The sequence below is a fragment of the Telluria sp. RB2R28 genome, assembly GCF_059685835.1.
Genome location: NZ_JCASIK010000003.1, coordinates 645798 through 657825 on the forward strand (window position 1 = coordinate 645798; position 12028 = coordinate 657825).

Below are 12028 nucleotides of genomic sequence, written 5' to 3' on the forward strand. Positions count from 1 at the left end.
GACAGGCAGTGATCGATATACAGACTTTTCTTCTTGCACTGGGCATCGGCAACGTCGGCTTTGCGATCCTGATGGCGGGATACACGCACGGCGCGGCGCCCAGTGCCGGGCTGCGCCTGTGGATGTGGGCTCGGCTGGGCATGGGCGTGAGCCAGTTGATCGGCTGGGCCAGTCCCGTGCTGGGCTTGCCGCTGATCGTCGGCCTTGAAGGCCTTGTCTGGATTCTGGCGATGTCGCTTGAAATGGCGGCCTATTGCGTGTTCTTCGGCTTCGTACGCTGGGGCCGGGTGCTGCTGCCCATCACGTTGCTGTCTTCCGCCATCGTTGTGGCGGGCGCAGTGCGTGGGGCCAATCACGTCCAGCTCAGTGCGCTCGTGGGCGTCGTCGTGGCGTTCTTCGCCGCCGCCATGGCATGGGTGCTGCTGCGCCGGCGCAGTGCTTCGCTGCTGCAGCGGATCATCGGCATCAACGACGCGCTGTTCGCCACGGCTGTCGCCGTCTGGGTCGTTTCAGGATGGCTGGACAAGGGCCCGCTCGACCACAGCGTTGCGCAGCAGGTGGCGTACCTGACGGGCTACCTGCTCATGATCGTCAACGGCTTCGGCTTTTTGTTGCTGTGCAAGCAGAAGGACGATCAACGGATGGCAAAACTGGCGTCGACCGATTGCCTGACCGGGCTGCCCAACCGCCATGCGTTCCTGGAGCAGGCCGATGGTGCGCGCCTGCTGGCCCAGCGCCAGCATAGCGGCCTGGGCCTCCTGATGATCGACATCGACCACTTCAAGCAGATCAATGACCGCTGGGGCCATGCCACCGGCGACGAGGCGCTGGTGGTGTTTGCACGCACCGTACGTCCGCTCCTGCGCGGGCATGAAACGATCGGCCGCCTGGGCGGCGAGGAATTCGCGCTGCTGCTGCCCGGAGCCGATCTCGATGGGGCAGTGCAGGCTGCCGAGCGGCTGCGCAGGGCGATCCGGGAAGCGACGGTCATCACCAGTGGTCCGACCTACCGGATGACGGTCAGCATCGGCGTCGTGGTGCTCGATCCGCACGAGGATCTGGGCGGGGCGATGGCGCGTGCCGACCATGCGTTGTATGCGGCCAAGAGCGCGGGGCGGGACCGGGTCGAAATCGGAGAGCTGATGCGCAAGCCGGCCTAGCGTGGACGCGGGGTGCAAGCCGGCACGCAAACGCGCGCAGAAAAAGAAAAAGGGCCCGACGAATCGGACCCTTCTTCAGTGATGCTGGCGGAGCGGACGGGGCTCGAACCCGCGACCCCCGGCGTGACAGGCCGGTATTCTAACCAACTGAACTACCACTCCGTTTTACTAAGATCAGCCTTCGATCCATCGGCGAGATGCTTGGTGGGCGCTGAGAGGCTCGAACTCCCGACCTAATCCGTGTAAGGGATCCGCTCTACCAACTGAGCTAAGCGCCCATCTCGTTGATGTCTACTGACGCTTGTCATTGCGTCGAAGAGGACCGAATTATAGAGGGTGCCTTTCAGGGTCTGCAAGAGGTTTTTCGAAAAAATATCGAAAGCGCTATTTTTCTGGTCATGGCCGCTGCCTGCAGCCGACGATATGCATGTGTTGTAATCATGGCGTCATCGAGTTATTTACTTGCCGGGTTTATAACCATCACGGACAATACCGCCTTTACTAAGTCGGCAACCTTAAAACATCGGAAAGATGGGCGCCAAAGATGCGCGTTGCCGAGGGCGGGGTATCACCGCCTGCGCACCCGGCGGGGGGCGTTGGAAAAGAAGAACGGAGACACCGGTTCTTTTATCATCACCAGGAAAATACTCCATGACCAAGATGTCCAAGATGCACAAGCGCGTCACCTGCTCCCATGGCGCAGCGCTGGCGTTCCTCGCCCTGCTGCCGATCGCCCAGGCTGCAGCCCAGACGGCGGCCCCGGCCGAACCGGCGCCCGAGTCCCTGCAGCTGCAATCGGTCACCGTGACCGCGCAGCGCCGTACCGAGAACATCCGCGACGTGCCGGTGTCGGTGACGGCCCTCAAGGGTGACAAGCTGGACGTCCTGGTCTCGGGCGGCGACGACATCCGTCTGCTGGCCGGCAAAGTGCCGAGCCTGAACGTGGAATCGTCGAACGGCCGTACCTTCCCGCGCTTTTACATCCGCGGCTACGGCAATACCGACTTCAACACCTTCGCCTCGCAGCCGGTCTCGCTCGTGTACGACGACATCGTGCAAGAAAACCCGATCCTCAAGGGCTTCCCGATCTTCGACCTGGCCAGCGTCGAAGTGCTGCGCGGCCCGCAGGGCACGCTGTTCGGCCGTAATACCCCGGCCGGTGTGGTCAAGTTCGAGTCCGAAAAGCCTCGCCTGAACAGCACCGAAGGCTACTACAACGTGTCGGCGGCATCGCATTACACGTTCAATGCCGAAGGCGCCGTCAACGTGCCGCTGTCGAGCAACGTGGCAATGCGCGTGTCGGCCGTCGGCCAGCACCGCGACGACTACGTCGACAACTACAGCACCCCGGCCAAGACCACCAAGCGCGGTGAGCTGGACGGCTACAACGAACACGCCGAGCGCGTGCAGTTCCTGTACAGCAAAGATGGTGTTACCGGCCTCTTGGGCTTCCACCAGCGTCAGACCAATGGCAGCGCACGCCTGTTCCGCGCCAACCTGATCAAGAAGGGCAGCAACACCTTCGCCGACGGCACCGATCTGGACCAGATCGTCACCAATGCGATGAATGACCAGGACCTGAAAACCAACGGCATCAACCTGCGTCTGGAATGGGATCTGGGCGGCTACAAGCTGTCGTCGATCACCGGTTACGAGCACATCATCGGTTACTCGAGCCGCGGCGACATCGACGGCGGCACGCCAACCGGTCCGGGCTTCATCCCGTTCCAGGTCGAGACCAACGGCTACATCAACAACCTCGACCAGTACAGCCAGGAATTCCGCGTCGAATCGCAGAACACCGGCCCGTTCAACTGGCAGACCGGCGTCTACTTCTTCGATGAAGACGTCACCGGCGGCAGCGACAACTTCGACAGCACCACCTACGCGCGCACCTCGCGCCTGGTGTCGACCCAGAAGAACAAGGCCTGGGCTGCGTTCGCTTCGGCAACGTACAACCTGACCCCTGACTGGACCATCCGCGGCGGCGTGCGCTACACCAAGGACGAGAAAGAGTTCCGCACCATCGAAGCGACCAACGTCGTCCAGATCGGCCCGTCGTCGGTCGAAGCGGACAAGAAGAAGGTCAGCTGGGACCTGTCGGCCACCTACAAGTTGACGCCTGACGTGAACGTGTATGGCCGCGCCGCAACGGGCTTCCGCGCGCCGAGTATCGCTGCTGCATCGGCGTCGGTGCCGATCACCGTGGCCGATGCCGAGACCATCAAGTCGGTCGAGCTGGGCATCAAGGCTGACCTGTTCGAGCGCCGCGCACGTGGCTCGTTCTCGATCTACGACTACACGATCGAAGACCAGCAGCTGACCGTGGTGGGTGGCAATTCGAACGTCAACCGCCTGATCAACGCCGACAAGACCAAGGGCCGTGGCGCCGAGTTCGACTTCGAAGCAGCGATCAGCACCGCCCTGCGCATGAGCGCCGGCGCGAGCTACAACTACACGCAGATCCGCGACGGCAGCCTGTCGGTCAACCGCTGCGCGCAGTGCACGATCACCGATCCGATCAACGGCGCCGGCCGTGTCGTGATCGATGGCAATGCACTGCCACAGGCACCGCGCTGGACCTTCAACGCGACGGCCCGCTACGGCGTGCCGTTCCGTGACGGCGAGCTGTACTTCTACACCGACTGGTCGTACCGCAGCAAAGTGAACTTCTTCCTGTACGAGTCGACCGAGTTCACCGGTGCACCACTGACCGAAGGCGGCGTGCGCGTCGGCTACATCTTCGGCAATGGCAAGTATGAAGTGGCAGCCTTCGGCCGCAACGTGCTCGACCAGCGCCGTATCACCGGTGCGATCGACTTCAACAACCTGACCGGCTTCACCAACGAGCCGCGCCAGTGGGGCATGCAATTCAAGGGTAATTTCTAAGAATTGACGAGCCTCGCACGAGGCCGACGTGTCATAAACGAAAAGGGCCGCGCACTGCGCGGCCCTTTTTTGCATCTGGGAACTATGCGATAAACCTTCGTCAACAAATTTTAGGTGTCAAGTATTCTGCTAAATTTATGTTTCGCCGAACAAAACATGGTTTTGCAAAATTTAGGCATGTAACCGTTGTATGCACGCTTCACTCTCTCAGGTTTGCGTTCCGTTAAATCTTTCTTTCGCGCTACGCTGGCTGAGCCGCCTCGATGCGGCGCCGGCAAAGTCCGGACTTACAACGATACGGGCGAGCCCTTTCGCCCGACGGAAAACCTTGAACAAGGAAGAAAAATGAAGCAAACGCATTCGATTCGTCCTGTCGTATTGAAGATGTGCGCCGCGGTATCCCTGGCGCTGGCCTCGAGCGCAGCCCTGGCGGCTGCGGGCGATGCGGCGTCCCCGGGGCCACAGTTCATCCTGGAAACCGACCGGATCATCGTGAAGTACCGCGACGCGCAACCGGCCGTCAATGGCATCGCTGCGCGCGTGGCCAGTACCAGCAGCGAGCGCAAGGCCAAGCTCGACCGCGCCGGCCAGCAGTTCGGCATGGTGGTCCAGGAAAGCCATCCGATTTCCACTGGTGCAAAAGTGTTCAAGCTCGACCGCAAGCGCAATCTTGCCGAAGTGAAGTCCCTGGCGGCCGAGATGATGGCGCGCGATCCGTCGATCGAATATGCCGAGCCGGACCGCATCATGACGCACATGGCCACGCCGACCGACCCGCGCTATACCGACCAATGGCACTACTATGAAACCGCGGGTGGCCTGCGCCTGCCGGCCGCCTGGGATGTCTCGACCGGCGCCGGTGTGGTCGTGGCCGTGATCGACACCGGCTCGCGCCCTCATGCCGACCTGAGCGGCCAGCAACTGCCCGGCTATGACTTCATCAGCACCGCCGCCATCGGCAACGACGGCAATGGTCGCGACAGCGACGCGAGCGACCCGGGCGACGCCGTCACCGCTGGCTCGTGCGGCAACGGCCAGCCAACCCGTGACCAGCCATCGAGCTGGCACGGCACGCACGTGGCCGGCACGGTCGCAGCGCGCACCAACAACGGCGCCGGCGTGGCGGGCGTGGCCTACAACGCCAAGGTCCTGCCGGTGCGCGTGCTGGGCAAGTGCGGCGGCTACACATCCGACATTGCCGACGCGATCACCTGGTCGTCCGGCGGCACGGTGTCGGGCGTGCCGGCCAACGCCAACAAGGCGCGTGTGCTGAACCTGTCGCTGGGCGGCGGCGGCGCTTGTGATGCAACGACGCAAAATGCCATCAACGGTGCCCGTTCGCGCGGCGCGGTGGTGGTGGTCGCTGCCGGCAACGACGCCGTCAACGTCAGCAATGCCAGCCCTGCCAACTGCTCGGGTGTGATCGCGGTGGCGGCCACCGGCCGTACCGGTGGACGGGCGTCGTACTCCAACTTTGGCACGCTGGTGGATGTGGCCGCGCCCGGCGGCGATGGCGCCTCGGGGGTGCTCTCGACCCTCAACAGCGGCACCGGCGCACCGGCCGCGGACAGCTACGCGGCCTACCAGGGCACGTCGATGGCCACGCCGCACGTGGCCGGCGTGGCGGCGCTGATGCTGGCGGTAAACACCAACCTGACGCCGGACGAGATCGAGTCGAAACTGAAGTCGACGGCGCGCGCGTTCCCGGCCAGCTGCTCGGGTTGCGGCACCGGCATCGTCGATGCGGCTGCCGCCGTGGCGTCGGCCACAGGGGGCGGTGGCGGTACACCAGTCACCACGCTGGCCGAGAGCGAGTCGAACAACACGACGGCCACGGCAGACCCGGTCGCGGCCAGCAACACGACCGTCACCGGCAACCTGGGCAGTACGACCGACACCGATTATTTCCGGGTCGATCTGCCAGCTGGCAAGACGCTGGCAGCAAGCTTGACCCCGACGTCGACGACGGCTGACTACGACCTGTACGTGTACAGCAGCACCGGCACGCAGCTGGGCACCAGCCAGAACGGGGCCGGTGCGACCGACAGCCTCACCTCGGCCAATACGAGCAGCAGTACGGCGATCCGTTATGTTCGTGTGACCTATTACAGTGGCGGCACGGGCACGACCAATGGCCGATATACGCTGAAGCTGAACTGGTAAGCAGGCGGTTGGTGCATACAAAACACGCGCGATATAGTCGCGCGTGTTTTTTTTGGGGTCAGCGTTGGCTGTTCATGATTGTTAATTAACTGAAGCAGGGTGCCACATATTTTGTGTTCATATAGTTACCCCAAAGAAAAAATGTTATTGAGGAAACGAGTGGTGTAAGTGTTGTAACTATGCTGAAAAGGTGTGATTTTCCACGCGACTTAATGTTTCCGTCAGGCTACTCTGAATTCTGCCGCTATGGTGCGGCGCCCGATGCAGCTGGTCTTGTCATGACTCAGGCGCATCGACATGCCTGATGCAGAACTTGAACGGGGAAGATCATGAAGCAAACACATTCGATGCACACTGCGGCGGTAACGCGCTGCGCCACACTTTGGCTGGCGCTGGCGTCTCTCCCAATAGGTGTGGCCGCGGCCTCCCAAGAGCCGCATTCCATCCTGGAAACCGACCGCGTCATCGTGAAGTACCGCGACGCCCAGCCCGCCGCCAAAGGATCGACGGTGATCGTGGAAGGCGGCAGCAGCGCGCGCAAGGCCAGGATTGATCGCGCTGGCCAGCAGTTTGGCGTGCTGGTCCGGGAAAGCCATGCGCTGGCGAACGGCGCAAAGGTGTTCAGGCTCGATCGCCGGCACAATCTGGCCGAGGTGCGCTCGCTGGCGACCGAGATGATGATGCGCGATGCGTCGATCGAATATGCCGAGCCGGACCGCATCATGACGCATGCGGCCACGCCGACCGATCCCCGCTATACCGACCAGTGGCATTACTACGATACGGTTGGCGGGCTGCGCCTGCCGGCGGCCTGGGATATCTCGACTGGCACCGGCGTGGTGGTGGCCGTGATCGACACCGGCTACCGCCCACACGCCGATCTGAGCGGGCAGTTCCTGCCGGGTTACGACTTCATCAGCACCGCCGCCATTGGCAATGATGGCAACGGGCGCGACAGCGATGCGACCGACCCGGGTGACGGCATCACGGCCGGTGCCTGCGGTGGCGGTCAGCCATTCTCTGACCAGCCATCCAGCTGGCACGGCACGCATGTGGCCGGCACGGTAGCGGCGCGCACCAACAACGGCGCCGGCGTGGCGGGCGTGGCGTACAACGCCAAAATCCTGCCCGTGCGCGTGCTGGGCAAATGCGGCGGATACACATCCGATATCGCCGATGCGATCACCTGGGCATCGGGCGGCGTCGTCGCGGGCGTGCCCGCCAATCCCAATAAGGCGCGCGTGCTGAACCTGTCGCTGGGCGGGGGCGGGGCCTGCAGCGCGACGATGCAGAACGCCGTCAACGGGGCCCGCTCGCGCGGCGTGGTCGTGGTGGCAGCGGCGGGCAATTCGGCCGTGGACGTCAGCAACGCCAGCCCGGCCAACTGCGCTGGCGTGATCGCGGTTGCCGCCACGGGCCGTACTGGCGGGCGGGCACGATATTCCAACTTCGGCGCCCAGGTCACGGTGGCTGCGCCGGGCGGCGATGGCGCGTCAGGCATTCTTTCCACGCTCAACAGCGGCCGGAGCGGACCGCTGGCGGATACGTACGCGGTCTACCAGGGCACGTCGATGGCTGCGCCGCACGTGGCAGGCGTGGCCGCGCTGATGCTGGCGGCAAATACCAAACTGACACCGGACGAGATCGCAACAAGGCTGAAGTCGACGGCGCGCGCGTTCCCGGCCAGTTGCACGGGGTGCGGCGCCGGCATCGTCGATGCCGCCGCGGCCACCGCCGCCGCAGCGAGCAGGTCCACCGCCGCGCCGCCCATCGCCGCGCCGCCCATCGGGGTTGCTGAAATCGAAGCGAACAACACGATCGCCACGGCCAATCGGGTCAATGCCAGCGTCACCGGCAACCTGGGCACGACAACCGATACCGATTACTTCCGGGTCGATCTGCCGGCCGGCAAGACGCTCAAGGCGAGCTTGAACGCGGTGCTGGCAACGGCCAATTATGACCTGCAGCTATACAACAGCGCAGGCAAGCAACTGAGCGCGAGCGTAAACCGCGCTGGCGTGGCCGACACCGCCACCTTCGCCAATACCAGCACCAGCACGGCGGTCCTCTATCTGCGCGTGCTCTTTACCAGTGGCGGCACCGGCACCAGCAATGGCCGGTATTCGCTGTCAGTGACACGGTGAGTCGGCGGTCACAGGAAGGCTGCCCAGAAATGAGCAACATTTGCACCGGGGAGATTTTTAGAAGATACTGTATGCAATTACAGTAAGCGACCCCGGCAGTTTGTGACCGCATGGGGCGGCCCGCCAGCGTGAACGCCCCAGCCCGAAAAATCATCCACTGCGATTGCGACTGCTTTTATGCATCGGTCGAGATGCGCGACGATCCGTCGTTGCGCGGCCGGCCATTGGCGGTGGGCGGGCGCGCCGACCAGCGCGGCGTGGTTGCCACCTGCAATTACGAGGCGCGCCGCTTCGGCATCCATTCGGCGATGGCCACCGCCCAGGCGATGAAGCTGTGTCCGGAGTTGGTGGTAATTCCGCCGGCAATGGAGAAATACCGCATCGCGTCCAGCCAGATCATGTCCATCTACCAGGATTACACGGACATCGTCGAGCCGCTGTCGCTCGACGAAGCCTACCTGGACGTGACCGATTCGCCGCACTGCAAAGGTAGTGCGACGCTGATCGCGCAGGAGATCCGGCGCCGCATCGTCGAAACGGTGGGCATCACGGCCTCGGCCGGCGTGGGCCCGAACAAGTTCGTCGCCAAGATCGCCAGCGACTGGAACAAGCCTGACGGCCTGTTCCTGGTGCGGCCCGAAGAAGTCGATGCGTTTGTTGCGGCGCTGCCGGTCAAGAAGCTGCACGGCGTGGGCAAGGTGACAGCCGAGAAACTCAACCGGCTAGGCGCCCAGACCTGCGCCGACCTGCGCGGCTGGAGCCTGGACAAGCTGCAGGAGCATATGGGCAGCTTCGGCGTGCGGCTGTACGACCTGAGCCGCGGGATCGACCACCGCGAAGTGAATACCTCGCGCGAGCGCAAGTCGATCAGCACCGAGGAAACCTATACGCCGGACGTGCCCGACCTGGCCGCCTGCCTGAAGCTGCTGCCCGATTTGCATGAGCATTTGCTGGGCCGCATCAAGCGCGCAAATGCTGAAAAATTCATCAACAAGCTGTTCGTGAAGATCAAGTTTTCGGACTTCCAGCAGACAACCGTCGAATGTGTGGGATATGCGCCCAATATTCCGACTTATGGACGTTTACTGGAGACCGGCTGGGCGCGCGCCAGCCGGCCGGTGCGATTATTGGGCGTCGGCGTGCGCCTGAGCGACACCGAGATTGTCGAGCAGTTACGACTGTTCGACGATTCTCCGGACGACGCGACAACCCCCTGACATTTTTGACGCTGCGGCTGCTGCGCAGCGTAGAATGTCGTTCCCTTGAAATACTGAAACAATCGGATTAAGCCTATGTGGTTCAAGAATCTCCAGATCTACCGCCTGCCGGCCCCTTGGGCCTACACCCCTGAACAGCTGGAAAAGGCCCTCGAGCCGGGCAGCTTCGTGCCTGCCAACAGCAACGAATTGCTGCGCCAGGGCTGGGATGCGCCGCGCCCAAATGGCGGCCTGGTCCATGTCGTGAACAAGCAGATGCTGATCATGCTGGGCACCGAAAAGAAATTGCTGCCGGCATCGGTCATCAACCAGGTGGCCAAGGCCAAGGCGGCCGAAATGGAAGAAGCGCAGGGCTTCCCGCCAGGCAAAAAAGCCATGAAGGAACTGAAGGAGCGCGTGGCCGACGAACTGCTGCCGCGCGCCTTCACGCTGCGCAGCAATGTCTGGACCTGGATCGATCCGGTCAATGGCTGGCTCGTGGTCGATGCGGCCAGCCCGGCCAAGGCCGACGACGTCGTCAAGCTGCTGCTCAAGGCCGTCGACAAGATGCCGCTGGAGTCGCTCCGTGTGCAGCGCTCGCCAGTGGCCGTGATGACCGGCTGGCTGGAAGCCGATGAAGCGCCGTACGGCTTCACGATCGACCAGGACACCGAACTGCGCGCCACCGGCGAGAGCCGCGCCGCAGTGCGCTACGTGAAGCACACGCTGGAACCGGACGACATCCGCCGCCACATCGCCGCTGGCAAGCAGTGCACGCGCCTGGCCATGACCTGGAACGACCGCGTCAGCTTCGTGCTGACCGAGTCGCTGGCGATCAAGGGCATCAAGCCGCTGGACGTGATCAAGGAAAGCGAAAGCCCGACCCACAACGACGACGAACGTTTTGACAACGATATCGTGTTGATGACGGGCGAGCTGTCGAAGATGCTGGCCGATATCGTCGAAGCGCTGGGCGGCGAAGCCAAGGCGTAATCAAGTACCTGATGCATGGCGCCGGAGACGGCGCCGGCAGGATCGAACGGCTGGACATGGCGTCCGGCCGTTGCCGTTTTTCGATTCTGCTTACAGTCCCTGGAACACGCCGGCGCTGCGGTTTTTGGTCACGTTATCCCATGGGAACACCTGGCCGTTCATCGCCACGTACACGCCGGCCGGCAGCACCTGCGCGACGCCGCAGGCAAAGCCCAGGTTGAACAGCGCATCGGAATTGGCGATCGAGTACGGGATCATGGCGCCAGTCAGCACGATCGTCTGATCCAGACCCGCCGCGCCCAGTACGGCCGCCGTCTCGCGCATCGTGTCGGTGCCGTGCACGATCACGATGGCCTTCTCGGATGCGGCCCGGCAGGTCGCCAGCACACGCTCGCGGTCAGCGTCGCCCATCTCGAGCGAATCGAGCAGCGGCAGCACGTCCAGCGCCACCGGCACCGTCATGCGGCTGCGCTTGATGACCTCTGGTAAATGGCTTTCGGCAAAGCCCAGCACGCCATTGAGTTCGTTGTAATGCTTGTCGAAAGTGCCGCCGGTGGCGATGAGTCGCAAAGTCATGTTGGTTTATCCACTCGCTGAAAAAAGGTCCCCATGATATCGCCAAACCACCGGCGATCTCCAGGCGACTGCGCTAGAATCATCCGGATCGGATGAGTACTTCCCCCATCGTTTTCCTTTTCTCCTGTCTATTTCCATATTTGCCATGAAAGCAGTTGCCCCCGGAACCGTGATCTTCCAGCGCCATCGCGGCTATGGCGTGATCACGCATGTCAACCTGCTCACCGGGTGGGTGTCGGCGCGCTTCGGCAACGAGTCGCGCGCGCAAGACCTGAACCTGTCGAACGACGAGGTGCAGCACGCCGATGGCGAGCTGATCCTGTTCCGGCGCGCCCCGCCCGACCGCATGCCGCACGCGCGCCTGATGGCCGTCGTCCGTGCACTGCACGAGGCCGGTTATCAGAAACTGTATCTGTACTCGTGGCCCAAGCCATCCGGCCTGCACTGGCGCTGGCACCTGTTCACAGGGCCGCGCAACTGGATGCAGCGCACCTGGCGCGAAGGCTGGTATGGCTCGGGCGCCGAGTACAACAACAATCCGGTGATGGGCTGGAACGATGTGCCGGGCGCGAGCACCGATGAGCTGATCCACGCGCTCGCCAAGTTCGATCCGCAAGGGCTGGCTGAAGCGCTGGGCCGCGACGAAGATCACACGGCGTGGTTCGCGCAGGCATGCGACCTGCTGCTGCCCGGGTATATGTATAGCCTGAACATGGAGCGGCCGCCGGGTGGCGGCCTGATCGAAGCGCCCCCGGTGCCGATCGTCCCGGTGCGCGCGGGCCTCAAACCCTATGCGGGGCCGGATATCGGCTGGCCGCCGGGCTGGGCCGGGCTGTGGACCGGCACGCATGTGCTGCCGGCGCCGAAAATCAATATCAGGGGCGAGCCGGAGCTGCGCTGAGGCTAC

The 12028-nt window shown here is 63.3% G+C and carries 8 protein-coding genes and 2 tRNA genes; 7 read left to right on the forward strand and 3 right to left on the reverse strand.

What is annotated here, in order from left to right:
• Window positions 1-8: 8 nt before the first annotated feature.
• A complete protein-coding gene (locus AC56LV_RS15190; RefSeq protein WP_499558779.1) occupies window positions 9-1160 on the forward strand; it encodes a GGDEF domain-containing protein in 1152 nt (383 codons plus the stop codon).
• Window positions 1161-1245: 85 nt separating this feature from the next.
• On the opposite strand, the gene AC56LV_RS15195 is transcribed toward AC56LV_RS15190, so the two are convergent.
• Both AC56LV_RS15195 and AC56LV_RS15200 read right to left on the reverse strand, forming a co-directional pair.
• A tRNA-Asp gene (locus AC56LV_RS15195) sits at window positions 1246-1322 on the reverse strand.
• Window positions 1323-1362: 40 nt separating this feature from the next.
• Window positions 1363-1438: transfer RNA gene (locus AC56LV_RS15200), tRNA-Val, on the reverse strand.
• Window positions 1439-1811: 373 nt separating this feature from the next.
• Here AC56LV_RS15200 and AC56LV_RS15205 point away from each other — a divergent pair.
• From AC56LV_RS15205 to AC56LV_RS15225, 5 genes are all read left to right on the forward strand, one after another.
• Window positions 1812-4049 (forward strand): TonB-dependent receptor, encoded by a 2238-nt coding sequence (locus AC56LV_RS15205; RefSeq protein ID WP_499558780.1) that lies wholly within the window; start codon window positions 1812-1814, stop codon window positions 4047-4049.
• Window positions 4050-4394: 345 nt separating this feature from the next.
• A complete protein-coding gene (locus AC56LV_RS15210) occupies window positions 4395-6212 on the forward strand; it encodes a S8 family peptidase (protein ID WP_499558782.1) in 1818 nt (605 codons plus the stop codon).
• 329 nt (window positions 6213-6541) lie between these two features.
• Entirely contained in the window at window positions 6542-8356 is a 1815-nt protein-coding gene (locus tag AC56LV_RS15215) for a S8 family peptidase (protein ID WP_499558784.1), read from the forward strand.
• A 110-nt stretch (window positions 8357-8466) separates the two neighbouring features.
• A complete protein-coding gene (gene dinB, locus AC56LV_RS15220; protein ID WP_499558785.1) occupies window positions 8467-9573 on the forward strand; it encodes a DNA polymerase IV in 1107 nt (368 codons plus the stop codon).
• Between the two features lie 75 nt (window positions 9574-9648).
• Window positions 9649-10545, forward strand: coding sequence for a recombination-associated protein RdgC (locus AC56LV_RS15225; protein WP_499558787.1), 897 nt, complete (start codon window positions 9649-9651; stop codon window positions 10543-10545).
• Window positions 10546-10635: 90 nt separating this feature from the next.
• Here the strand turns inward: AC56LV_RS15225 and AC56LV_RS15230 are convergent, their stop codons facing one another.
• Window positions 10636-11121 carry an asparaginase domain-containing protein gene (locus AC56LV_RS15230; RefSeq protein ID WP_499558789.1) on the reverse strand — a complete coding sequence of 162 codons (486 nt, stop codon included), beginning with the start codon at window positions 11119-11121 and terminating at the stop codon, window positions 10636-10638.
• A gap of 145 nt (window positions 11122-11266) precedes the next feature.
• On the opposite strand from AC56LV_RS15230, the gene AC56LV_RS15235 reads away from it, so the two are divergent.
• Window positions 11267-12022, forward strand: a complete 756-nt coding sequence (locus tag AC56LV_RS15235) for an L-asparaginase (protein ID WP_499558791.1) — start codon at window positions 11267-11269, stop codon at window positions 12020-12022.
• The last annotated feature ends 6 nt before the right edge of the window (window positions 12023-12028 follow it).

Excerpts from the sequence above, each read along its gene's own strand:
- AC56LV_RS15205 (WP_499558780.1), top strand. The coding sequence starts at position 1,812 with ATGACCAAGATGTCCAAGATGCACAAGCGCGTCACCTGCTCCCATGGC.
- AC56LV_RS15210 (WP_499558782.1), top strand. The coding sequence starts at position 4,395 with ATGAAGCAAACGCATTCGATTCGTCCTGTCGTATTGAAGATGTGCGCC.
- AC56LV_RS15215 (WP_499558784.1), top strand. The coding sequence starts at position 6,542 with ATGAAGCAAACACATTCGATGCACACTGCGGCGGTAACGCGCTGCGCC.
- dinB (WP_499558785.1), top strand. The coding sequence starts at position 8,467 with ATGGGGCGGCCCGCCAGCGTGAACGCCCCAGCCCGAAAAATCATCCAC.
- AC56LV_RS15225 (WP_499558787.1), top strand. The coding sequence starts at position 9,649 with ATGTGGTTCAAGAATCTCCAGATCTACCGCCTGCCGGCCCCTTGGGCC.
- AC56LV_RS15230 (WP_499558789.1), bottom strand. The coding sequence starts at position 11,121 with ATGACTTTGCGACTCATCGCCACCGGCGGCACTTTCGACAAGCATTAC.
- AC56LV_RS15235 (WP_499558791.1), top strand. The coding sequence starts at position 11,267 with ATGAAAGCAGTTGCCCCCGGAACCGTGATCTTCCAGCGCCATCGCGGC.